The 22,302-nt window shown below is 60.8% G+C and carries 20 protein-coding genes; 11 read left to right on the forward strand and 9 right to left on the reverse strand.

All coding sequences use genetic code 11. From position 1 onward, the window contains the following. Nucleotides 1-14 precede the first annotated feature (14 nt). Entirely contained in the window at nt 15-575 is a 561-nt protein-coding gene (locus EWR20_RS01700; RefSeq protein WP_129358482.1) for a flavin reductase family protein, read from the forward strand. A 5-nt stretch (nt 576-580) separates the two neighbouring features. On the opposite strand, the gene EWR20_RS01705 is transcribed toward EWR20_RS01700, so the two are convergent. From EWR20_RS01705 to mhpA, 4 genes are read right to left on the reverse strand one after another with little or no spacing between them, the layout of a single operon-like run. Then, a complete protein-coding gene (locus EWR20_RS01705; protein WP_129358483.1) occupies nt 581-1,861 on the reverse strand; it encodes a PucR family transcriptional regulator in 1,281 nt (426 codons plus the stop codon). 54 nt (nt 1,862-1,915) lie between these two features. Then, nucleotides 1,916-2,776, reverse strand: coding sequence for a fumarylacetoacetate hydrolase family protein (locus tag EWR20_RS01710; RefSeq protein ID WP_129358484.1), 861 nt, complete (start codon nt 2,774-2,776; stop codon nt 1,916-1,918). Nucleotides 2,777-2,804: 28 nt separating this feature from the next. Beyond that, entirely contained in the window at nt 2,805-3,413 is a 609-nt protein-coding gene (locus EWR20_RS01715) for a VOC family protein (protein ID WP_129358485.1), read from the reverse strand. 10 nt (nt 3,414-3,423) lie between these two features. Beyond that, complete coding sequence (gene mhpA, locus EWR20_RS01720) at nt 3,424-4,944, reverse strand: bifunctional 3-(3-hydroxy-phenyl)propionate/3-hydroxycinnamic acid hydroxylase MhpA (protein ID WP_129358486.1); 1,521 nt, start codon at nt 4,942-4,944, stop codon at nt 3,424-3,426. A gap of 167 nt (nt 4,945-5,111) precedes the next feature. On the opposite strand from mhpA, the gene EWR20_RS01725 reads away from it, so the two are divergent. The 3 genes from EWR20_RS01725 (at nt 5,112) to EWR20_RS01735 (ending at nt 9,059) form a co-directional block, all read left to right on the forward strand. After that, nucleotides 5,112-5,822 (forward strand): FadR/GntR family transcriptional regulator, encoded by a 711-nt coding sequence (locus EWR20_RS01725; protein ID WP_129358487.1) that lies wholly within the window; start codon nt 5,112-5,114, stop codon nt 5,820-5,822. A gap of 37 nt (nt 5,823-5,859) precedes the next feature. Next, nucleotides 5,860-7,869 (forward strand): acetoacetate--CoA ligase, encoded by a 2,010-nt coding sequence (locus EWR20_RS01730; RefSeq protein WP_129358488.1) that lies wholly within the window; start codon nt 5,860-5,862, stop codon nt 7,867-7,869. Between the two features lie 311 nt (nt 7,870-8,180). Then, nucleotides 8,181-9,059 carry a spermidine synthase gene (locus EWR20_RS01735; RefSeq protein WP_129358489.1) on the forward strand — a complete coding sequence of 293 codons (879 nt, stop codon included), beginning with the start codon at nt 8,181-8,183 and terminating at the stop codon, nt 9,057-9,059. 51 nt (nt 9,060-9,110) lie between these two features. Here the strand turns inward: EWR20_RS01735 and EWR20_RS01740 are convergent, their stop codons facing one another. Together EWR20_RS01740 and EWR20_RS01745 are read right to left on the reverse strand one after the other, a co-directional pair. Next, nucleotides 9,111-10,304: an ABC transporter permease gene (locus tag EWR20_RS01740; protein WP_129358490.1), complete on the reverse strand. Its 1,194-nt coding sequence runs from the start codon at nt 10,302-10,304 to the stop codon at nt 9,111-9,113. Nucleotides 10,305-10,319: 15 nt separating this feature from the next. Then, nucleotides 10,320-11,423 (reverse strand): ABC transporter permease, encoded by a 1,104-nt coding sequence (locus EWR20_RS01745; RefSeq protein WP_129358491.1) that lies wholly within the window; start codon nt 11,421-11,423, stop codon nt 10,320-10,322. A gap of 78 nt (nt 11,424-11,501) precedes the next feature. Between EWR20_RS01745 and EWR20_RS01750 the strand changes: the two genes are divergently transcribed. After that, nucleotides 11,502-12,131: a TetR/AcrR family transcriptional regulator gene (locus EWR20_RS01750; protein WP_129358492.1), complete on the forward strand. Its 630-nt coding sequence runs from the start codon at nt 11,502-11,504 to the stop codon at nt 12,129-12,131. 59 nt (nt 12,132-12,190) lie between these two features. Here EWR20_RS01750 and EWR20_RS01755 read toward each other — a convergent pair whose 3' ends face one another. Continuing rightward, nucleotides 12,191-12,613: a YchJ family protein gene (locus EWR20_RS01755; RefSeq protein WP_129358493.1), complete on the reverse strand. Its 423-nt coding sequence runs from the start codon at nt 12,611-12,613 to the stop codon at nt 12,191-12,193. A gap of 277 nt (nt 12,614-12,890) precedes the next feature. Further along, nucleotides 12,891-14,357 carry an NCS2 family permease gene (locus tag EWR20_RS01760; protein WP_129358494.1) on the reverse strand — a complete coding sequence of 489 codons (1,467 nt, stop codon included), beginning with the start codon at nt 14,355-14,357 and terminating at the stop codon, nt 12,891-12,893. 425 nt (nt 14,358-14,782) lie between these two features. Here EWR20_RS01760 and EWR20_RS01765 point away from each other — a divergent pair, with 425 nt between their 5' ends. From EWR20_RS01765 to EWR20_RS01775, 3 genes are all read left to right on the forward strand, one after another. Next, on the forward strand, nt 14,783-15,778 hold the full coding sequence (locus EWR20_RS01765; RefSeq protein ID WP_129358495.1) for an aldo/keto reductase: 996 nt from the start codon (nt 14,783-14,785) through the stop codon (nt 15,776-15,778). A 39-nt stretch (nt 15,779-15,817) separates the two neighbouring features. Beyond that, entirely contained in the window at nt 15,818-16,183 is a 366-nt protein-coding gene (locus EWR20_RS01770) for a substrate-binding domain-containing protein (protein ID WP_129358496.1), read from the forward strand. 122 nt (nt 16,184-16,305) lie between these two features. Further along, a complete protein-coding gene (locus EWR20_RS01775; RefSeq protein WP_129358497.1) occupies nt 16,306-17,043 on the forward strand; it encodes an SDR family oxidoreductase in 738 nt (245 codons plus the stop codon). Nucleotides 17,044-17,116: 73 nt separating this feature from the next. On the opposite strand, the gene EWR20_RS01780 is transcribed toward EWR20_RS01775, so the two are convergent. Continuing rightward, a complete protein-coding gene (locus EWR20_RS01780) occupies nt 17,117-18,130 on the reverse strand; it encodes a sugar phosphate isomerase/epimerase family protein (RefSeq protein ID WP_129358498.1) in 1,014 nt (337 codons plus the stop codon). A gap of 260 nt (nt 18,131-18,390) precedes the next feature. On the opposite strand from EWR20_RS01780, the gene iolC reads away from it, so the two are divergent. Genes iolC through iolD form a run of 3 tightly spaced genes read left to right on the forward strand, consistent with a single transcriptional unit; the run spans nt 18,391 to nt 22,268 of the window. Then, entirely contained in the window at nt 18,391-19,365 is a 975-nt protein-coding gene (gene iolC / locus EWR20_RS01785) for a 5-dehydro-2-deoxygluconokinase (RefSeq protein ID WP_129358499.1), read from the forward strand. Continuing rightward, nucleotides 19,362-20,315: a Cgl0159 family (beta/alpha)8-fold protein gene (locus tag EWR20_RS01790; RefSeq protein ID WP_238147514.1), complete on the forward strand. Its 954-nt coding sequence runs from the start codon at nt 19,362-19,364 to the stop codon at nt 20,313-20,315. The genes iolC and EWR20_RS01790 overlap by 4 nt, the downstream gene beginning before the upstream one ends. A 36-nt stretch (nt 20,316-20,351) precedes the next feature. Then, entirely contained in the window at nt 20,352-22,268 is a 1,917-nt protein-coding gene (gene iolD / locus EWR20_RS01795; RefSeq protein ID WP_129359387.1) for a 3D-(3,5/4)-trihydroxycyclohexane-1,2-dione acylhydrolase (decyclizing), read from the forward strand. Nucleotides 22,269-22,302 lie beyond the last annotated feature (34 nt).

Here is a 22,302-nt window from a genome sequence, read left to right on the forward strand (position 1 = left end):
AGGAGGAACTCATCATGACGACCGCACGGGTAACGCCATTGACCGGACCGGACGCGGCGACCAGGTTCCGACGGGCCGCAGGCCACCTCCCCACCGGAGCATCCGTGGTTACGGCACTCGATCGGCACGACCCCTTTGGCATGACAGTGGGTTCGCTGACCTGCGCCTCTTATGATCCACCGATGATCATCTTTTTTGCCCAGCGGGGCTCTAGAACTGCTAGCGTAATCGAAGCTTCCGGATGGTTCGGCGTTAACGTGCTCGGGAGAGGAGCCGAGGCTCAGTGCTATCGGTTCGCTTCCTCAGCTCCGGATCGCTTCGACGACATCGAGCTCTGCGAGTCGCTCTCCGGCATGCCGCGTTTGAGAAGGGCAGTGCTCTGGATGGACTGCCGGCTCGATAGTGTTGTAACCGCGGGCGACCACCTGGGCTTCTTGGGCAGGGTCCAGGACTATGATGCGACGTCTTGCCGCGAACAGCCCCTTGTCTATTGCAAGAGCAGAATCGCTCCGCTCAACGCCGGATCGGGCCGTCACCTACCGACAGAATCATTAACCTGGTGGGGAGAACTCTGAAGGTCTCAACTGCTGAGTCGCGCGAGGATTTCCAGGGCGGCCTGTAGCTGAAAGCGGCGAACGGACACATCTCGGCCCAGAAGCTCTTCGGCTTTGTGGACGCGGTAAGTCACGGTATTTCGGGATACCGATAGCCTCTCCGATGCGGTTTGCGGGCTTCCGCCCGTTTCCAGATAGACGGCCAGAGTTTTCCGCAGATCTGCTACCGTTGCTTGCTCGGTGGATAGCCTGCCGAGCTCACTAACAGCGAATCTCCTGGCGCGAACGCGATTCTCCAGGAGTAGTCCGGCAGTATCGACGTCAGAGTGCTCGATCACGTGACCGGGCGTCGACGTTGTGGAAGCTAGAGCAAAAGCCGCCTCGGCGTCGTCGTGGGAGGTGCGGAATCCCTGGATGCCCATGCCAGCCGAGCCGATGCAGATCCGTAGATCGGAAGGAAGGCGCAAAGCTCGGAGGCGCCCAGCTAGTTCAGTAGTGGTGCACCCGCCTGAGGTCCAGGCCCAGGCCACGCCCAGGTGTGCGGGGATCACTAGACTTTGTCCGACGCCTACATCACTCAAGGCCCTCCTGAGGGCTTTGACGGCACTGCCATCTTCCGCGTCCATGTTCCGCTCGGTGCTCCACGCAACCAGACCCACATGTGTTCGCTTCAGGTCGTAGCGGAGGATTCGGGCCGCGGCCAACTCGTCGATGCTGTGGCCTTGGACGATGGATTCGATCGTTCGAATTTGTCTGGCAGTTTGGCTCTGGGCCCACTGTGCCTCTTGCTGGTGATATTCCTGTTCCATGCGCAGGGCGAAGTCATCGAAAAGCTCGAACATGCGCCCTGAGATGAAGCGCATTTGCTGACGGGCCAAATCAGGATCACTTCGTCGTATGCATTCGTCCAGAAGGGCTTCGGTCAGTAACGAATGCCCAAATCGGATACCCCTCAGCATGTCTTCCATCGTCAGTTGCCTCTGGACGAAATCTTGGACACCACCGAGTGCGTCGTCAGTTACGAGGGTGCCGCTGGGAACTCCGGAAAATTCGAGCAGCGCTTGAAGTATGACCGATTCGTTGCCCATCCGAAGGATATCCGAGCCGTTGTCCGATCGATGGCCAGGGACCTCGCTGGCTATCGTTGCGGCCATACTCCTGCCGAGCTCGACTGCCCAGGTCACCGGACCGCTGCCCAGTGCGGCGCTCGCCTTTTTGACCCGCCAGCCGGAGCTCACAGTTGACAGCTCCCCGGCTTTGCAGGCCGGCTCCAAGTCAAAGATCCAGGAGAGGTCGGGGGTGTTCACATTGCGTCCTCGGAGGTCGACTAGTCGGGGGGGGCTAACGCTGCAGTTCGATGTTTACGCCACCGGGCCTGTGAAGGACTGCTGCAGCTCGCCGATTCCTTCAATACGTGAGGTCAACACTTCACCGGCTTGGAGGAAGCGCGGTGGGTTCCGTCCGTTGCCGATTCCCGCAGGCGTTCCGGTGAGGATCAAATCGCCAGGGTAGAGCGTTACGACTTGAGAGATTCCCTCGATTAACTGCGCGACGCTAAAGATCAGATCCCGTGTGTTGCCGGCCTGCATCGTTTCCCCATCGATCTCGCAGGAGAGGCTGATCGCATCTCGGTCGGGGAACTCATCAGGGGTGACCACGTACGGGCCTACAGGTAGGAAGCCCGGGAAGGACTTGCCGAAACCGAACTGCGGAGCCGGGCCGTTAGTCTGGGTGATTCTTTCTGATAGGTCCTGGGCCGCGGTGAGGCCGGCCACATAGTCCCACGCCTGGTCCTTGGACACCAGGTGAGCTTCCTTGCCGATCACCACGGTCAGCTCGACTTCCCAGTCCGTGTTGCCATCCCTCGGTAACTCGACCGAGCTGACTGGACCGGTCATCGCAGAGACGTACTTGGTAAATATCGGCGGCAGCTTATCGGGCTCTTGGAATCCCGACTCGTTCGCGTGCTCACTGTAATTGAGGCCAATTGCGAAGATTTGGCGCGGCTCCGGCGTGGGTGATCCGAGTTCGGTGGCCTCGTAGTCCGTAGCTGTAATGGAGGAAATGTCGGTTCGGCCCGCCCAGGCGGAGAATTCGGACCAGTGGGTGTAGATATCCTGAGCGGCGGGTCCGAACTTTCCGGAACTGGCCCTTTCAACGTCGACGGCGCGCCCCTTCGAATCGATCAGCACGACACGGTTGGACAGGTTAGCGATTTTCATGAGTCTCCTTAGGTGGGATGAAAGTGGTTTACCAAGCCTCGGGCAGATGGATATCCGGGATCTCAGCGGGCAGGAACTCCTGATTGCGTGCCCTGCGGTGAATTTCCTCCATGCTTTGGCCCTCTTCATAAGCAGCGAGGATCTTCTCCATGTCGATGTGCTCGCCGATCGGGTTCTCTCCGAACTCCGTTGAGAAATACATCCAGGTCCGAGATTTCTGCCAATCACCGAAAGCGTCCACCTGAATCTCCACACCGTTGCTCTCGGGATCGAGGTAGTAGGCCGACATGGTCATGCCGTGGTCCAGCGCGACGAACGGGTGGATGCCCAGACGCTTGAGACGCTTATAGTTCAGAATCCAGGAATCGAAATCCGGGTATTCGAATGCGGTGTGGTGAAGTCCGGTCGTATGTCCCTTGTCCTCGGGCTTCTTGAGGTCGGGAAAGGCCAGAAGCGCGATGCGATGGTTGGCTTCGTCATTGGACAGCCACGCAGCATCTTCCCCGTAGTAGACCGGTTGCAGCCCGGCGACTTTCTCGTAGAACTCGACCATCTCGTCTAAGTGAAGGGTCGTGAAAGTTGTGTGGTGGAACTTCGGTGCGGTGGTCGGGCGGTTGTACTGTCGGTTATTAGTCATGGTGATCTCCTTAGATAGTGGTCGGGACCATGGTTGAGGTGAAGGCGGCGGTATAGCGGTCATAAAGGGCCGCTGCTCTGCTGGCATCGGCTACGCCGAAAATGTAGTGGTCAGGGCGGATCATCACGGCATCCGCGTCGATCTCGTCGAACCACCTGGTCCATGCACCGGTAGGATCGCCTAGTTCTTCGATCGAAAACGACCGGGGACGTATATCTGAGCGGTGGTTTTTGGTCAGGAGTACGGCCCCGGGCCCGGTCACTTCATCGAGCAGACCATCGGCCACCGCGAACTGTGGGGCGAGAGTTCCCTTGTTTGAAGCGCTGGCCGCCGCTCGGTCGGTAATTCCGTCCCCGAGGACTGGGGACTCCGTCAGCGGTAGGACCTTGGCGGGATCGCCGCCGCCGGCGAGCATCCGCTGGTCTCGGTCTTCGGCCTGATCCTCGTCCAAGACGCAGATAACCTGGCCAAGAGCCACCGACATAGCGATCGCGTAGCGGATGTGTAGGCTACGCTCGCTGGTGTAGGTATCCAGGATGGCTGGCCCTGCGGATCCTGTCAGTGTGAGGTCGAGCTTCCAGGCAAGGTTTGCGACATCGCGGAGTCCCGAGCACATGCCCTGGCCGGCGAAAGGCGGCATCTGGTGGGCAGCGTCACCTGCGATCGCGGCGCGGCCGCGATTCCAGGTTTGACCCCAGCAGGCCGTGAACGTGTAGAGGGCCCGTCGCTCGATCTCGGTGTTTTCGGCAGTCCTGTCCCAGCCGCGGAGCAGTTCCCACGCGCGCTCTTCGGTATTGAGCTCGGCAGGATCCTCTCCTGGCAGTCGCATGAACTCCCAACGGCGACGCCCTACGCCGCCGGAAACAAGCGTTGTAGGCCGTCGGGGGTCGCAGAGTTGCCAGTTCTGCGGCGACCACTCGAGATCGTCCTGAGGCAAGGTATCTACGATCAGCCAGTCGTAACGGAAACCCAGGTCTTTCATCTGGATCCCGAGTGCCTCACGGACCGTGCTCTTGGAGCCATCGCAACCTATTAGGAATTGCGCCTCGATCTCGAAGTCGCCGTTGGGGCCGATGCATTCCGCTGTGAGGGAGTCTCCTTGGTCTTCCAGGGAGACCAGCTCGGTCCCCCGGAGAACCGTGACCGTGTCCATTTCCTCGAGGCTCTCGGCAAGGACTCTTTCGAGCTCGGGCTGGGCGAAGAAGCTCTCGACCGGCCAACCACAGTTGCCGGTCCCCGACCAGTCCATTGAGAGCAGGGTCCTACCATCGCGGTTCCGCCACTCGTAGTGGTCGGGGACCGGCGCGGAGATTTTGCGCACTTGCTCGGCCAAGCCCATGTTCTGGAAAATTCGCCCGATCTCGTCGTCGAAAACGACCGCTCTGGGTAGAGGGTACGGGGCATTTTGTCGCTCGATCACCACCACGGAGTGGCCTTGAAGGCCAAGGAGCCGCGCAAGCCCGAGCCCCACCGGGCCGGCGCCCACAACCGTCACGTCCGTGTGCTGAGGTGCTCGGGTTTCAGCGTTCATGATCCATCTCCATCGATTGATCTGTATTGAGCCTTATTAGTCATGCTCAATAGGTATAGACTGGACGTAAGGTAGATCACCTGTCAAGCACGAAGTGAAAGAATCTTTGAGGGAAGTGCACCTCATGAGGGGCAAAGCCATGAGCATGAGAGGGGTTCAGAAGATTCATGACACAGATGTTGACCGGAGCGGAAGCGTCGCTGAGCCGTGCCGAGCAGGCTGCGCTCGTTCTGGGCCGTTGGGCAGAAGCCGCTTCGCCGGGAGCCCACCTGGGGACCAAGAAAGAGCTCCGAGAGCGGATTGGTGTATCGAAAGGCACATTCAACGAGGCTGTGCGGTTGTTGGAATCTCGTGGCCTGGTTTCGACCAGGACTGGGCCAGGTGGAGGGCTGTTTTCGGTAGCGCCGAGCCCACTTGCTCGTCTCGGGAACTCGCTTTTGCGGCTTGATGCGGATGCCTCAGATGTCGGTTATGCCGTGCGCATTCGTGACGCGCTGGATCCGCTGTTGATCGAAGATGCATTGGAACATAGCTCGGCAGCCGATATCGCGCGGATGCGCCGCTCTCTTGAGGAGATGGAAACGACCATGGAAACCGGGGACTACCTGGACTTCCTGCGTGCAAACTGGTCGCTGCACGAGGCGATCGCCCGCGTGACGCCGAACAAGCCTTTGCGCTCAATCTACGTGAGCCTCTTGGATATGATCCGCAGCCATACCGTCGCGGTGGAATCCGACAAAACCCGACCGCTGGCCTGTTATATACGCGATCGATACAAGCTTCACTCAAACCTGGTTGATGCGCTAGACCGACGTGATCGTGAAGCGGTCAAACGTCTGGCCGCTGAGCACAGTATTCAGGGGCCATTTCAAGACTGACCGAACCCAGGTGATTTGGAAGGAATAAGGATTGAAGATGACCCAAACAGCTACCGAACAGACTCCGCGCGAGCACGTCTTCCTGTGGGGGCCGAGCCGTGAACAGGTTGAAAAATCCCGTATGTACGACTTCGCCCGCTGGGCGGAGAAGAAGCACAGTATCAAGGTCCCTGATTATGTGTCACTGCACCGGTGGTCCGTCGACAATCTGGAGGAATTCTGGCAGGACATCTGGGACTACTTCGGTGTTGTAGCCACCCAAACGGCGGAAGAAGTCCTGACCACTCGCGAGATGCCCGGGGCCCGGTGGTTCCCCGGTGCCAGACTCAACTACGCCGAGAACTCATTGCGGACGGCGAAGACCAGCCCGGATGAGGTCGCCGTCATCGGTGATCATGAGACGGCGGAGTCCATCGAACTCACCTGGGGCGAACTCGAGGCCCAAGTCGCTTCCCTCGCGCACAAGCTCCGGGATCTCGGTGTCAAGCCGGGAGATCGCGTGGCCGCGGTGCTGCCAAATATTCCACAAACCGTCGTCGCGCTGATGGCCACGGCTGCCGTCGGTGCCGTATGGTCCGTGGTGAACACAGACTTTGGTCCAACCGGTGTCGCCGACCGGTTTGCACAGATCGCGCCGAAGGTCTTGTTCACTGTGGACGGTTATGACTACGCGGGCAAAATGCGGGACATGACTGGAACGGTCGATCAGCTCCGCGAGGTGCTACCGACCGTTGAACAGTTCATCGTGGTCGATCAGTGCAATCCCGAGGACGTCGGAAATATCGCGGAGGATGCGCTTCGCTTCTCGCAGATCACCCAGGTCTCGGCTGAGCCCCGATATGAGCAGGTTCCGTTCGAGCATCCGCTCTGGATCCTGTATTCCTCAGGAACCACGGGCAAGCCCAAGGGCATAGTCCATTCCCATGGTGGGGTGATCTTGGAGTTCCTCAAGGCAATCGGGCTCCACGCCGACGTTCATCCTGGCGACCGAGCCTATATTGCGGTCGCAACCACATGGATGATGTGGAATCTGCATATGGGCAACCTGATGATGGGGGCAACGATCCTGACATATGATGGCTCACCCGGGCACAATGGTCCGGACAAGTCCCTCGAACTAGTCGCCCGCCACGGGATTACTTTCTTCGGCACAGGCGCGGGCGTTCTCACCATGGCGCATCGTGGAGGTACCTATCCAAAAATTCGGTACGACTTCTCTGCGCTTCGCGGCATTCTGGTCACGGGATCTCCACTGCCGGATCCCACGTGGGAGTGGGTCTATGAGGCCATCAGCGCTGATGTCCGGTTGGGGTCGGATTCTGGCGGTACGGATGTGACCAGCGCTTTCGTCGGAAGCAATCCATTCATGGACGTGTATCGAGGCGAGATCATGGGCTCATACCTGGGCGTGGACGCTCAATCCTGGAGTCCCGAAGGCAAGCGTATTTGGAACCAGGTCGGCGAGCTGGTCCTGACCACTCCCATGCCGAGCATGCCACTCTACTTCTGGAACGATGAGGACGGGACGCGCTACAAAGACGCGTACTTCCACCTGTTCCCAGGAACCTGGCGTCAGGGTGACTGGACCACCCAGTTCGAGGACGGACGCATGATCATCCATGGGCGTTCGGACTCAACCATCAACCGCGGCGGCATTCGGATGGGCTCTGCCGACATCACCGATGTGGTGGATCAGGTGGATGGTGTGGAGGCTTCCATGGTCATCGGTGCTGAGCTGGCCGGAGGAGACTACTACATGCCGCTGTTCGTCGTTCCGCGGCCGGGCAAGAGGATCACCGATGATCTCAAGCAGCGGGTCATCCAGGCGATCCGCAGCCAGCTGTCTCCCCGGTACGTCCCGGATGCGATCATCGAAGCTCCCGCTGTGCCGAGAACTCGCACCGGCAAACTTCTGGAAATACCAGTCAAGAAGCTGTATCAGGGGGCAGAGACAACCAATCTGAACCGGGCCAGCGCCGAGGACGAGACCGTTTTGGACTGGTATGCGGACAATGCACGCGCATTCCACGAAGGTCGTGGGAAATAACCAGCCTGGCGTGATTCTGTGTACGCGCTGAGTTCAACGGGTGCCCGCCGTCACCTCAGAGCAGGGGAGGAATGCGGCGGGTTCGCACAAACCATCGACGGTAATTCTGGCTTGCCACCAGAAGGAGTGGAGACGGTCCACTGGACACTGCTTATCGGCCACCAAATTCGGTAACTTTGACGACAGGTCCGATGTAAGTATCAGGCGGTCTAGTTGACGTTTGTGGTCCGCTTCCTCCATGGAAGCGGGCCACCCAAGCCAACTTGAGGATGCCGCAGGGCACCGTTTTCGGGCGCGGGTAGGCTGGTGACGTGGGCAGAAAGAACAAGACGCAGAAGACTGTGGCCTCCCTTCAGGGGAGCGTGAGCGGCCCCGTTGAGGGGGAGCACCCCATAGACACGGGTACGGCGGAACTCGAACGGGACACTTTTCACCCCAACGCCTGGATGCTCAAGATCAACGGTGTGCAGTCGAGTCACGTGGTCGTGGGGGAGCCTCAAGAGCTCGCTTTCGAGTACATGCGTTGGATCGCTTCTGCGGCGAACCATTTCATCGACCGGCATCTCGAGCCGTCCAAGCTCCGCATGACCCACCTGGGTGGCGGTGCCTGTTCCATGGCCCGCTATTTCGCATCGGTATACCCGCAGAGCCGTCACACCGTCGTCGAATTGGATGGAAAGCTGGCCGCTTCCGTGCGCGAGTGGTTCGATATCCCGCGGGCCCCTACGGTCAAGATACGAGTCGGCGAAGCCCGGGAAGTCACCGAGTCGTTTGTGGAGGGTTCGCGTGACGTCGTCCTTCGGGATGTATTTGCCGGCGCGAAGACGCCTTCTCCACTCACGACTGTAGAGTTCTTCGAGCACGTGCACCGTTCGCTCTCGCCGGGTGGACTGTACCTGGCCAATTGCGGGGATACGCGGGAGCTTGCGGGGGCACGATCGGAAATTGCGGGACTGTCCGAGGTATTTGCCCACGTCGCATGCATCGCCGACCCGCCCATGCTCAAGGGGCGCCGTTACGGTAACATCATTCTCCTGGCTTCGGATACGCCATTTCCCGATGCCTTGGATCCCGATGCCGCGGGACTCGCCCGAGAGCTCCTGGGCGGCGCGGTTCCTGCGCACTTCAAAGACGAGGCGTGGACCAGACGGTTCGCCTCCGGTTTTGCCGCGAAGCGCGACCGGGAGTGAGCCCGCCGCCCGGTCGCCGAAGTGAACCGGGCGGTGCCACCCTCTTTTGTTCTAAGGCGCGACCGCGACGGCCGGGATCAGTGAGGTCGCTTCCTGCACCTCGTTCATCTGTGCAAACAGGTGCCGACGCTTTTGCCGCAAGGTGCCCAGAACTGCAAGCAAGATCCCGCCAACGGTCCAGGCGATCATGACCCAGACGGGCTGTGCGAGCGAGACGTCGGGGAAGTACACCGCGTCGCGGACAGCCGCGATCCCCTGAGCCGAGAACAGCCACGGGTGCACGCCGCCGTAGAAGCCGTTGATCATATCCAGTGGACCGTTGATGCCGGACGCGGCCATACCGAGGAACGGCATGAGCAACATCGACAGCGGCATCATCGCGGGCCCGATGACAAGCATTCCGCCGGTGGTCACCGCCAGACACGAGAGCCCCAACAGGTAGAACATGAACCACGGGGCGACGGCGGACGAATCGAAGATGCCGAACATTCCCCAGCCGTAGAAGATCTCGCCAAAAGCCACGATTGCGGGCATGACCAGTCCCAGAATTACTCGGAGGGTGGTGGAGACCGGGACCATGCCCAGGATCATTCCTGCCATGAATCCGCCCAGCACCGCTCCTAGCGCCAAGTAGACGGCGATGTTCGCCAGATTGTCGTCCGATGACGCGGGCTGAATATCGTGCGACGTGAGGTTCGTCTTGGACTGTTGAGCCGTTGATGAGAACAGGTTGGTTACTGCCGACTTGACCTGTGGCCCGTTGGCTCCGGCGAAGTACATATCCCCGCTCGCGGGGTTGTAGGCGGCCCGTAGCGTGTGGTCCCTAATGTCGTTCTCGGCCTGGTCCACGGAGCCCACTCGGGAAACGTCGAATGAGCTCGCGGTCTGCTTGTCCAGATCTTCTGCGGTTTGCTTCATCTGCTCTTCCGAACCGATGACAGCCACTTTCATATGATGAGGCGTGAGGTGGTGAGTCATGCCGGTCATGACCAAAGGCATCATGACCATGATGAAAAGCGGAAACAGCATACCGATGGTTACCATGCGCTTGGTGGTCAACGCCTGATTGACCTTGCGCGGTGGCTTGGTGGGATCGGTGTGCACGCCGATCCCGGAGGCCGGCGGTGCCGACATGAGAGTCTCTTTGCGGGTCGCTTTCCGGTGAGCGCTGGACCGGTGACGAGCAGATGTGGAACCGGATTCTTCCGGCTGCGGCGTCTCCGATGAGGAACGGTTTTCAGTCATGAGAAGTCTCTATTCCTATCGAGTGGGCTGGGAGGCGTACTTGGCGTCGCCTTCGGGCGGGACGGCGTCGTCCTCATAAGCGGTCAGGAGCGGTTCATCCGGGGCACGACGCGGCCGGCGCGGCTCCTCGGAGCCAATGGCGGAAGCGGGGTGAGAGCGGAGGGAGGCCATCCAGAGCAGACCGGCGCCCACGACCAGCCATACCGCGAGTACCAGGATCTGAGGCCCGATGCCGTGACCGTCGAAATACAGGCAGCGTCTCATCAGCTCCGAGCTCGCACCGGTGGGCAACAGCTGATGCATGACGCGGAAGAACCCAGGCATCATGTCGAAGGAGACGGCGACGCCGGTCGCCGGAATTCCCAGGATCACGAATATCACCAATCCGATCAAAGCAGCGGCGGTCCCGAGTAATTCGACGAAGCCCAGCTGGACAATCGACGCCGTGAAGAACGTTCCCGCGACGATGAGGGCCACGGGCATGATGTGGCCGTCGAACGACCCGAAGATCTCGAAGGAAATCGCGGTTTCGATGACACCGGCCATGATCGCCATGACCGCGTGAACCGAGAGCTTGGTTCGGAGTCGAAGGCGGGCGCCGAAGGCGCTGATCATGGAGGCGGTCATGTAACCGGCGATCGCGGCACCGATGATCAGGTAGAGGAACGAGGTTCCGGTGGAGTCGTTCTCGGTGGGGGCCCTCAGATCCTGGACCTTGAGATTGGTCTGGGACTGCTGGGCGACTTGGGAGAAGATCCCTTCAGCGGCTTGGGTCGCTTGGCGGCCGCCCGCGGAGGCGACGTATACATTGCCGTTGCTCGGATCGTAGGCGGCACGAGTGTTCAAATTCGTGACATCGTCCTTGGCGGTCTGCACATCAGGAACTGTTTTGACGTCAGTGGCGTCATCCGCCTGGCTCGTAATTTCTTGGCTGATCTGCGAAGCCTGTTGCGAGGTCCCAATGACTTCGATCTTCATGTCCCTGGGATGCGGATTGTGGAAAGCAGAAACGTATGAGCCGGGGTATGCAAGGGCCATGAACAAGGGGAAGAGCATGGCCAGAAGGACGAATTTCGTCGGGATCTTCTGGGCGGTTAACCGCTGAGGCTGAACTGACATGGGGGACACTTTACACCCGTAAACCTGGGCATCAGGTGTAAGATAGGTCAACACTTCGAAAAATATGAGGGCAGCACCATGACGAGCGAGAGCAACGCAGAAGTTGCCGATCCCCGTATCCTCCATACGCGTCGAGCCTTCAAGCAAGCACTTCTCGACGCGGCCTCACCGCAATGGGATTGGAAAGTCTCGGTCTCCGAGCTGTGCAAGAAGGCAGGGGTTTCCCGGCCGACGTTCTATCAGCATTTCACGACGGTGGACGACGTCTATGCGGAGCTTCTGCACGATCGACTCGTAGACATCGCCCACCTCGAGATGTGGCACAAAGGTGCCGGGGTGCCCCGGGACAGCGAGCTTGTTTCGTTCTTCGAGGATCTCCGGGAGGTGCCGGGGTTCTACGAACCGATACTCGGCGGGGACGAAGTCTTCGGCAAAGCACGGAGGGCCTTCGTCCACTGGGTGGCCCAACGAATAGCCGAGTCAGTATTCGACACGACATACGAGGACCTGGATGCCGAGGCCCGTCAGCGAGCGCTCTTCATTGCAGGCGGCATCGTGGTCACGATGGGTCACTGGATTTACTCGACGGACCCGTGCACCAGGGTGAGTGCCGTTGAGATTTCTCGGCAAGTCAACTCGTACATCGCGGCGCTGTCGGTGCGGTTCGAGCCTGCGACGGGTGGTGCCGGCCCGGAGGGAGTGGCCTGAGGGGCTTGGCTGGAACCGAATCCGAGATTGTGTTCTGGGCTCTGGCGGGACGGGGGCCGCTATTCGGCGGGGAGCGGGTCTCCATCCACGTAGAACCACCGGCCGCTCTCGCGGACAAAGCGGCTGTCTTCCCTCTGGGTGCCTTTGACGCGCTTGTCTGCGGGAGTCCCGGGTTGGGAGCGATAGTGGGCCGCGAATGCGACGCGGGCGGTGTCATCGAACGGGCCGCCGGCGGTTTGGAGAATGTCCAGGCGCTGCCATCGGATCGATTCGTCCATCTCCAGGGACGCCGGCCGGGTGCTCGGGTGCCATGTGGACAGGAGATAGGCGTCCTCGGAAATTGCGAAAGCCGTAAATCGGGACCTCATCAGGGCCTCGGCGGTGGGGGCGGTGTTGCGGCCCGTGATGAGCAGGCCGCAACATGCGCCGAAAACCTCCCCTGTTCCGCAGGGGCATCGCTGATCGTCGGAAATCAATGCCATACGAACCAGGGTACCGGCACGCTATGAAGTGGGCTGATTGATCATTACGGGCCAATTCAACTCATGGGTGAATCTGTCCTGGCTTGCGTGGGGTGTCGAGAAGTTGCTGCATTACACGTTGAGCAACAAGGGTCCCGGTCCCGAGGCAGAGATTGCGCAGTTCGCCGAAGTATCGTCGAGCTTCAACGCACGGTCTTCGATGGGGCGGTGCTTTCACGAGGGTTTGGTTACCGGTCCGGCGTCGAGGCGGGCCGCCTGAGGACCGACGTGAGGCAGGTCAGCTCGTCCAGCCCTGGATCACGCCCATCCCGAAGTAGGCGATGAAAGCCACGGAAACCAGGTACATGAGCGGGTGAACATCCTTGGCCCGGCCTTGAACCACGCGGATAAAAGTGTAGGAGACGAAGCCGGCGCCGATACCGTCCGCAATGGAGTAGGTGAACGGCATCATGGCAATGGTCAAGAACGCCGGGATGCCGAGGCCCCAGTCGTCCCACTTCACATGGACCGCTTGGCGGACCATCAGGAATCCGACCACGACGAGAGCCGGGGCGACGGCCTCGAACGGCACGATGTTGACCAATGGTGACACGAACATCGCCAGCAAGAACATGATTCCGGTAATGACCACAGAAAAGCCGGTGCGGGCGCCCTCGCCGATGCCGGTCGCGGACTCCACGAAGATTTGGGACGAGGACGCCGACCCGGCCCCACCTGCGATGGAACCGACTGCGTCCACGGCGAGAACCCGGTTGATGTCAGGGATCTTTCCGTCTTCGCTGATGTTGTGGGCCTCGGTCGCGAGACCGACGGACGTGCCCATCGCGTCGAAGAAGACAGAAAGCAAGATCGCGAAGACCATCAGGGATGCTGCCATCCCACCGAGGGTCTGGAACGCGCCGAACATGTCGAAGTTGCCGATCAGGGACAGGTCGGGCAGTCCCACCCATTGGTGGGGAATCTCGGGGGACACGAGCGACCATCCCGTCGGTCGATCTGTGGAAGACCCTGCTGGTGCCACGGCCTCAAGGATGACGGACAGGATGGTCGAGATGATGACGCCGATCAGTATTGCACCGCGCACATTGCGGATCATCAGGGCAATCGTGAGGAAGAGGCCCACGATGAACACGAGAATCGGCCAACCGATGAGATCGCCGTTGACGCCGAATGAAACCGGAACCGTGGTGCCGGCGGAGTCGGGCATGCGTCGAATGAAACCCGCATTGACGAAGCCGATGAGCGAAATGAACAGACCGATACCCACGACGATGGCGGTCTTGAGGGACTGCGGAACAGCGTTGAAAACCGCTGTTCGGAAACCGGTGAGGACCAGTAGAAACATGATGATGCCGGCCCACACCACAAGACCCATGAGGTCGGGCCACGTGAGATCGGGCGTGGTCGCGATGGTGGCGGCCAAAAATGCGTTGATGCCGAGGCCTGCCGACATGGCGAATGGGTGGTTGGCGATCACCCCCATCAGGATGGTCATGACGCCCGAGATCAGAGCGGTTGCCGCTGCCACGCGGGCCAGGCCGAGTTCCGAACCATTGGCATCGGCAATGATACCGAGGACCAGTGGATTCAGGACCACGATGTAGCTCATCGCGAAGAATGTGGCCAGACCGCCCCGAATTTCGGTGCCAACGGTCGAACCGCGTTGCGTGATCTTGAAGAAGCGGTCGAAACCGTTTCGGGGATGGTTGGGGCGGCTGGGAGCCGCGGTGTTCTCAGAAGTCATTCGTGAAAATCCGTAGATACTCTCTCGATGGATGGGGTTGGGGTGCCTGGGGCTCGACGCCGACCGCGTTCTCGAAAACAGGGGTCGGCCACGACGTGGTCCGATTCAGCCGCCTCAAAAGGTAGAGGCGTCTCTTCTATCCCAAGTGGAGGGAGAAGCGACGCCGCTACTGGTGAGTCTAATGCATTGAGCTGAGGGTGAAATTCCGGTTGGGGAGGCCAGGTATGGGCCAGCGGGGGCGCTCTCCCGGTCATCCGCAGAGGCGCCGAGGTTCCGCAGACGCACCGTCCCGGTCCTGGAACCGTCCTGATTTGGTGCTTCCCCAGTTGCTTCACGAGCCTCATTCGGAAGGAATTTTCCAGAACCGACCGTTTCTTCCTGCCGTCAGGGTTATGGCCTTGGGCGCTCACGGCTAGGGTTGAACCATGACTTCTACGCCGGAATATCGTTCATTGGGCAATTCGGGACTTGTCGTCTCCAGCGTCGGATTGGGGTGTAACAATCTCGGTCGTGTTGGCACACCGACTGAAACCCAAGAAGGCACGGACGCGGTCATCAAGACCGCGGTGGACTCGGGCATCACTCTGTTCGACGTCGCGGACGTCTACGGCAAGGAGCCCGGAACCTCTGAGCGGATGTTCGGCCGAGCACTGAGCGGGCTGGGCAGCGCCGCGGATGATGTCGTGGTGGTGTCGAAATTCGGTATGGACATGCAAGGGACAAACGGCGCGGATCACGGCGCTCGTGGTGCTCGCCGTTACATCAACCGGGCTCTGGACGCTTCCCTGGAACGCTTGGGCCGCGATCACATCGACCTGTACTTCTACCACACACCGGACGGCATCACCCCGCCGGAAGAAACCCTTGCGGCCCTGGATGACGTCGTTCGAGCAGGCAAAGTACGTTATATCGGCACCTCCAATCACACCGGGTGGCAGATCGCCGACGCCGACCATTTGGCGCGCGGAGTCAACGGGACCCGGTATGTTGCGGCTGAGAACCACTACAACTTGCTCGACCGCCGCGCCGAACTTGAAGTCCTCCCCGCTGCCGAGAGGTTCGGAATCGGTGTACTGCCGTATTTCCCCTTGGCCAATGGGCTCCTGACGGGCAAATACCGGAACGGCAAGGCGCCGGACGGGTCACGACTGTCCCATTCCAAACCGGGCTTGCTGGAATCGACCAATTGGGAACAGATCGAGCGTTTTATAGCCTTCGCCGAAGAGCGGGACCTCAGACCGCTGGAGGTTGCTTTCTCCTGGTTGGCTTCGCGTCCGCAGGTTTCCTCGGTGATTGCCGGAGCGACATCGCCGGAACAGGTCCGCACCAACGCTGCTTCCGCCTCATGGGTTCCGAGCGACCAGGACTTGGCCAAGCTTGACGAGATCTTCCCGGCACCGGACAAGATCGCGCTTTTCTAGAGAGACGCCTTCGCGGCCTCGACGACTGCCTGCCGACCCTTGGCGGATTTCACCGAATCCGGTGGGGTGCAGGCGGCGCGCTCGATCCTGTCGCGCACCGTTTTGCCGACGGCGATCCTGGGCGGAAATGATCGCTGTGCCGCCGGTATTCTCGCAACGCTTGCACGGGCGGGTGTGGGTGTTCCCTCGGAGGTATCCGTAGCGGGACTCGATGACAGTAGCGTCGCGCGCCTCGCGTTCATCGACCTGATCACCGTGGGGTACGTCCCGTCCAAGCTCTCGGAGCGCGCCGTGGACGCGATGGTCGAGCTCTTGGACAATCCCGCGAGTACGAGGAAATCTCGTCGTGAAGCGCCGTACCTCATCGAACGCGGAAGCACGGCGGCACCGCGCGCGGACGACTGAACGCCTCGACGCAAGACGGATACTGCGGGCTGACGGCTCTGTCTATAGACGGTCGTCGGATAGCCGGACTAGTGTTGGCACCCTCATAGTGACGAGATCCCCCGCGGAAAGCAGGAAACCTGATGAGTACCCCCATGATCGCTCTGGTGACGGGCGGAAACAAAGGAATCGGCCGTGAAATCGCGAGCCAGCTCGCAGATCTGGGGCACACCGTGATCATTGGAGCACGCGACCGTGAGCGCGGTCGTGAAGCTGCGGCCGAACTCCGGGAACGCGGAGGCGATGTCACCGCCGTCGCCCTCGACGTGACCGACCCAGCCTCGGTGGCAGCGGCGGCGAAGACGGTGAAAGAACAGCACGGTCACCTCGATGCGCTGATCAACAACGCTGGGATCAGCAACCAACCCGGGGCCGACTTTTCCGGTCAGGTACCTAGAACCGCGGACGTCGATCACATCCGCTACGTCTTCGAAACGAACGTGTTCGGCGTCATCACCGTCACCGGTGCCTTCCTGCCCCTCCTTCAGGACTCGAAAACGCCGCGGATCGTCAACGTATCCAGCAGTGCTGGATCGTTGACGGCCATCTCCGACTTCTCGAATCCCGACCCGATTGCACTGGGGTATGTGCCGTCCAAGACGGCTCTGACCGCGGTAACGATCATGTACGCGCGTGATCTGCAGGACGACGGGATTCTGGTCAACGCCGTGTGCCCAGGGTTCATTGCCACGGATTTGAACAATCACCACGGCACAGGAACCCCACAGGACGGTGCGCGCCAGGCCGTAGCCATGGCCACGATCGCAGCCGACGGGCCGACCGGTACCTTCACCGACATCAATGGTCCGGTTGCCTGGTGACTGCAAGACACGGTCCCCGCTCCAGGCCTCAGCCTGGGCGGGCGGGGCTGTGTCCATCTCCTGACCAGGGGCGCTAGCGGACTCCCGCTTGGTCCGCGGCGTCGAAAAGGGTCTTGGTGGCTAGCCGAAGTCCTTCGATCGCGCCCATCGACGTGTCCTCGTGCTCAATATTCACGCACATCTCCTCACCCGTGATTTTCTCGACTTCTGCCAGTGCGCGAAGGAACTCGGCCCAGTAGTCGGCGTCGTGTCCGATGCCGACCGCCACGAAATCCCATGCCGAATCCTGCGGCCATTCATTCGCGTATTCGTCGCCACCCATATGCGTGCGCTTCTCGTCCGGCCCCAGGCGGCGGAAGCGCTCGTCCAGTACCCCGTAAATCTCGGCGTTCTCACGATTGACGCGGATGTCCTTGGCCGCGGCATGGAAAACCAAGGGGCCCAGCCAGCGAACGCATGCGACCGGATCCATCTGCTGCCAGAACAGGTGCGATGCGTCGAGCTCGACGCCGATGTTGGTGGCCCCGATCCGATCCACCAGACGCCGTGCTGTTGGTGGATTGAATACGAGGTTCTGAGGGTGGAGCTCCAGGGCGACCTTGACGTCATTCTCCCTGGCGAGCTGGTCGATTTCGGTCCAGAACTCGCTCGCTCGGTCCCACTGCCATTCAAGGGAATCCAGCGCGTGGGAACCCCAGGTGTTGACGTTCCAAGCAGGGTAGCGGCCGCCCGGGTCCGATCCTGGCAGGCCGGACATCGTGACGACCCGCTTCTGGCCTAGGGCTGCCGCCGCCCGGACTGAGCGTCGGATGTCATCGGCGTCGTCCGGACCGATAGCGGGATCAGGATTGAGCGGATTCCCGTTACAGTTCAGACCCAAAATCTCCAGGCCGCGATCCTCGAACTGTTTCAAGTAGTCACGGGCGGCAGTATCGCTGTCGATAATTGTGTCGATCGGCAGATGAGCGGGTGGGAGGAAGCCTCCCGAGTTTACTTCCATTCCGTCCAGACCGAGATTGGCCACTTCGTCGAGTGCTTCGTCGAGGGGGAGATCGTGGAGGATTGCGTTGTACACGCCCAGCTTCATGGCAAGCTCCTTTGCGGTCGGACGGGAGCGGGTGATGGACACCAAAGGGTGTGGAAGTAACTCCCGTCACGCCAGAGTACACATCATGACGTAGTTTGTCTGTACAAAACATTGACAGGACAAAGTCCGATGGGGCACTCTATAGGGAGTAAGGCGGATCACTCCGGTGGTCCGAGGCGCATCGCCAGGCGAGGCAGCCAGTCCGGCTGCGGGCAGGGCGCTCTCGCAGAAGACGAACCACGGGAAGGACCGGCCAGCTCATGAGCTATGACCTGCTCACCATGGGAAGAATCAGTGTGGATATCTACCCCAATGACATCGGAGTGGGCCTGGGGGACGTGACCTCATTCGGCAAGTACTTGGGAGGCTCACCCTCGAACGTTGCGGTCGCGGCGGCCAAGCACGGACGCAAACCTGCCGTGATCACCCGGACCGGCGACGACCCCTTCGGCGAGTACCTTCACCGTGAACTGAAGCGTTACGGCGTCGACGACGCCCACGTGGCACCCGTGGAAGGTCTCCAGACGCCAGCAACTTTCTGCGCGATCATGCCGCCCGAGGACTTCCCCCTGTATTTCTACGGTCGTTTCCCGACCGCCCCGGACCTGCAGATCAAGTCCGAGGACATCGATACCCAGGCCGTCAAGGACGCGCGAATCTTCTGGTCCACTGTGACCGGTCTCTGCCAGGAACCGAGCCGATCGGCTCAGCTCCATGCACATCAGGCTCGTCCCCGTGAGGAGCTTGGGGAAGACCAGCACACGATCCTGGACCTGGACTACCGCCCGATGTTTTGGGACTCGATCGACGACGCGACCCGACAAGTTCAAGAGAACTTGAAGTACGTGACCATCGCGATCGGAAACCGTGAAGAGTGCGCCGTGGCCGTGGGCGACGGATCGCCTGAAGTGCAGGCCGACCGTCTGCTCGACGCCGGCGTCAAGATCGCCGTCGTCAAAATGGGATCCAAGGGGGTCATGGCGAAGACCGCAGATCAGACGGTGGTCTCCGAACCCGTTGCCGTTGAAACCAAGAACGGTCTCGGGGCCGGTGACTCCTTCGGCGGAGCCTTCTGCCATGGAATCCTTTCCGGGTGGGAGCTTCAGCACGTGCTGGACTTCGCGAACGCCGCCGGCGCCATCGTCGCATCGCGTATCGCCTGCTCGGAAGACATGCCGACCACAGCCGAGGTCCTGGGACTGCTGAACGAGCGCGGAAGGGGCTTCGCAGCATGAGCAACGCGCAAAAGCACGCGGAAAGTTCCTCGCTTCTCTTCCCGGAACCGGAGATCGGTTCGACCGACCCCACGCGGTACGAGAGGCTGACTCGGATCCGCCTCGAAGATCCCGATGCCGTACAGCGCGCCGCCGATGCTCGCACCCGTCACGCCGGCATCGTCTACGGCAAGCAGAATTTCATCGTGGCTGCAGACCACCCAGCCCGCGGGGCGCTCAAGGTGAGGGAAAACCCCCAAGCCATGGCCGACCGTCGCGATCTCCTGGATCGTTTGCGGGTTGCTCTGCAGAACCCCGCGGTCGACGGCGTCCTGGCTTCTCCTGACGTCTTGGACGATCTGCTCCTTCTGGGGGCATTAGACGGAAAGCTCGTCTTCGGCTCGATGAACCGAGGCGGCCTCTCCGGGCTGACTAACGAGATCGACGATCGCTTCACTGGCCATAACGCCGAGGCCCTCAAGAAGCTCGGCGCGGACGGCGGCAAGATGCTCACGCGCATTCATTACGAGGACCGGAACACCACGGCAACGCTCCAGGCCTGCGCCGAGGCAGTGAACGAACTGGCCGAGAACGGTCTTTACGCCATGGTCGAACCGTTCATCTCGACCACAAGTAACGGTGGGATCGTCAACGATCTCAGTACGGAAGCCGTGGTCAAATCCGTCGGCATCGCCTCCGCATTGGGTGCATCGAGCGCCTATACGTGGATGAAGCTGCCGGTCGTCAAGGACATGGAACGGGTCATGGCTTCGACTACGTTGCCCACCGTGCTTCTTGGCGGCGACCCCACATCCGCCCCCGATGAAATATTTGCGACCTGGCAGGACGCGCTGGCGCTGCCGGGGGTCCAGGGACTGACCGTAGGACGCACGCTTTTGTATCCGGAGGACGGCGACGTCGCCGGTGCCGTCGCAACCGCGGCCTCACTCCTGCAGGACAAGCGGAAATAGCGCGGAGCAAGAGAGGACATCATGACTACTCAGACAATGACCGTCGGGCAGGCGCTCGTTCGCTTCCTGGGACAGCAGTACACCGTAGACCGCGTCGGCAACGAGGAATACCGCGAGCGAACGATTCCCGGTATGTTCGGCATCTTCGGGCACGGAAACGTCGCCGGGGTTGGGCAGGCGCTGCGTCAGTTCCAGGGCCAGGATCCCAGCATCATGCCCTATTACCAGGGTCGCAATGAACAAGCGATGGTTCATCAGGCCACCGGGTACGCACGCCACACTCGTCGTCGTGCGACCTACGGTTCGACAACATCGATCGGCCCGGGCTCCACGAACCTCGTGACGGGTGCGGCTCTCGCGACGACGAACCGGTTGCCGGTGCTTCTGTTTCCCTCGGACGTCTTCGCTACACGGGCAACCGATCCGGTCCTTCAGCAGCTCGAACGCCCGGATGCGTACGACATCACCGTCAACGACACCCTTCGTCCGGTCTCCCGGTACTTCGATCGTGTGTGGCGTCCGGAGCAGCTGTTCTCCGCGCTCCTCAACGGGATGCGAGTGCTGACGGACCCCGTCGAAACCGGTGCCGTGACCATCGCACTGCCGCAAGACGTCCAGGCCGAGCGCATCGACGTGCCCGAAGAGTTCCTGGCCCAGCGCGAATGGCGTATTCGCCGTCCGGACGCTGAGGACGAGGACATTCGTGCAGCGATGGACAAGATCCGCTCGGCCAAGAACCCGGTCATCATCGCAGGCGGCGGCGTTCATTACGCATTCGCTGTAGATGAACTCCGCACGTTCGCGGAAGCCACGGGAATCCCGGTTGCCTACACGCAGGCCGCGGTCGGCGTGATGGACTGGGATCATCCCCTGTGCCTGGGTGCGGTGGGCTCGACCGGGTCGACCGCGTCCAATGCTCTGGTCGCCGAGGCTGACCTGATCATCGGTATTGGCACGCGGTATGAGGACTTCACAACGGCTTCCCGCACCGCTTTCCAGAACGCCGACGTTTCCTTCGTCAACATCAATGTCGCATCCTTCGATGCCTATAAGCACGGAACTCAGGTTCCAGTCGTCGCGGATGCCCGCAAAGCCCTTCTGAAGATGAACCAAGCCGTCTCCGGCTTCCACGTCTCGGACGAATTGTCTGAGCGGGTCACCGAAGAGAAGAAGCGATGGGACGAGATCGCGGATTCGGCGTTCGCCGAGAGATACCGGCCGCTGCCTTCGCAGAACGAAATCATCGGTACCGTCAACGATGCGATGGACGACCGCGACGTCGTGATCTGTGCGGCGGGATCCTTGCCGGGCGACTTGCACAAATTGTGGCGCGTCAAGGACCCGTACGGCTATCACGTCGAATACGCGTTCTCCTGCATGGGCTACGAAATCGCCGGCGGGTTGGGCGTCAAACGCGCGAGCCTGCACGAAGGGGACGGCCGCGACGTCGTCGTGATGGTAGGCGACGGTTCTTACCTCATGATGCATACCGAGCTCGTGACCGCAGTTGCCGAAGGCATCAAGTTGATCGTGGTCCTGATCCAGAACCACGGATACGCCTCAATCGGAGCGCTCTCGGAGTCTCTCGGATCGCAGCGATTCGGCACTAAATACCGGTACCACGACGACGAAAGTCAGTCCTTCGACTCGGGCGAGACCTTGCCTATCGACTTGGCAACCAACGCCGAGTCGTTGGGCGTGAAGGTCATTCGGGTCGAATCTGGCGAGAACGTCGGACAAGATCTGGGCGCAGCCGTCCAGCAGGCGAAGGCGGCCCCTGAAGGTTCCGGCCCGATCCTGATTCACGTGGATTCGGACCCGATGATCGATGCTCCGGATTCCGAGTCTTGGTGGGATGTTCCGGTTGCTTCAGTTTCCGAGCTGTCATCCACACAGGACGCTTACAAGGTGTACGAAAACAAGAAATCCACGCAAAAGCCTCTCCTGGGCTGATCAGAGGATTTCCTAACCCCCGCCGAGTGCAAGA

Origin of the sequence: Rothia uropygioeca, from assembly GCF_004136585.1 — a bacterium.
GTDB lineage: Bacteria > Actinomycetota > Actinomycetes > Actinomycetales > Micrococcaceae > Rothia.

What these genes read in the sequence shown, in the direction of transcription:
- EWR20_RS01700 (WP_129358482.1), top strand. Translation starts at nt 15, where the DNA reads ATGACGACCGCACGGGTAACGCCATTGACCGGACCGGACGCGGCGACC.
- EWR20_RS01710 (WP_129358484.1), bottom strand. Translation starts at nt 2,776, where the DNA reads ATGAAAATCGCTAACCTGTCCAACCGTGTCGTGCTGATCGATTCGAAG.
- EWR20_RS01715 (WP_129358485.1), bottom strand. Translation starts at nt 3,413, where the DNA reads ATGACTAATAACCGACAGTACAACCGCCCGACCACCGCACCGAAGTTC.
- mhpA (WP_129358486.1), bottom strand. Translation starts at nt 4,944, where the DNA reads ATGAACGCTGAAACCCGAGCACCTCAGCACACGGACGTGACGGTTGTG.
- EWR20_RS01725 (WP_129358487.1), top strand. Translation starts at nt 5,112, where the DNA reads ATGACACAGATGTTGACCGGAGCGGAAGCGTCGCTGAGCCGTGCCGAG.
- EWR20_RS01730 (WP_129358488.1), top strand. Translation starts at nt 5,860, where the DNA reads ATGACCCAAACAGCTACCGAACAGACTCCGCGCGAGCACGTCTTCCTG.
- EWR20_RS01740 (WP_129358490.1), bottom strand. Translation starts at nt 10,304, where the DNA reads ATGACTGAAAACCGTTCCTCATCGGAGACGCCGCAGCCGGAAGAATCC.
- EWR20_RS01745 (WP_129358491.1), bottom strand. Translation starts at nt 11,423, where the DNA reads ATGTCAGTTCAGCCTCAGCGGTTAACCGCCCAGAAGATCCCGACGAAA.
- EWR20_RS01750 (WP_129358492.1), top strand. Translation starts at nt 11,502, where the DNA reads ATGACGAGCGAGAGCAACGCAGAAGTTGCCGATCCCCGTATCCTCCAT.
- EWR20_RS01755 (WP_129358493.1), bottom strand. Translation starts at nt 12,613, where the DNA reads ATGGCATTGATTTCCGACGATCAGCGATGCCCCTGCGGAACAGGGGAG.
- EWR20_RS01760 (WP_129358494.1), bottom strand. Translation starts at nt 14,357, where the DNA reads ATGACTTCTGAGAACACCGCGGCTCCCAGCCGCCCCAACCATCCCCGA.
- EWR20_RS01765 (WP_129358495.1), top strand. Translation starts at nt 14,783, where the DNA reads ATGACTTCTACGCCGGAATATCGTTCATTGGGCAATTCGGGACTTGTC.
- EWR20_RS01775 (WP_129358497.1), top strand. Translation starts at nt 16,306, where the DNA reads ATGAGTACCCCCATGATCGCTCTGGTGACGGGCGGAAACAAAGGAATC.
- EWR20_RS01780 (WP_129358498.1), bottom strand. Translation starts at nt 18,130, where the DNA reads ATGAAGCTGGGCGTGTACAACGCAATCCTCCACGATCTCCCCCTCGAC.
- iolC (WP_129358499.1), top strand. Translation starts at nt 18,391, where the DNA reads ATGAGCTATGACCTGCTCACCATGGGAAGAATCAGTGTGGATATCTAC.
- EWR20_RS01790 (WP_238147514.1), top strand. Translation starts at nt 19,362, where the DNA reads ATGAGCAACGCGCAAAAGCACGCGGAAAGTTCCTCGCTTCTCTTCCCG.
- iolD (WP_129359387.1), top strand. Translation starts at nt 20,352, where the DNA reads ATGACCGTCGGGCAGGCGCTCGTTCGCTTCCTGGGACAGCAGTACACC.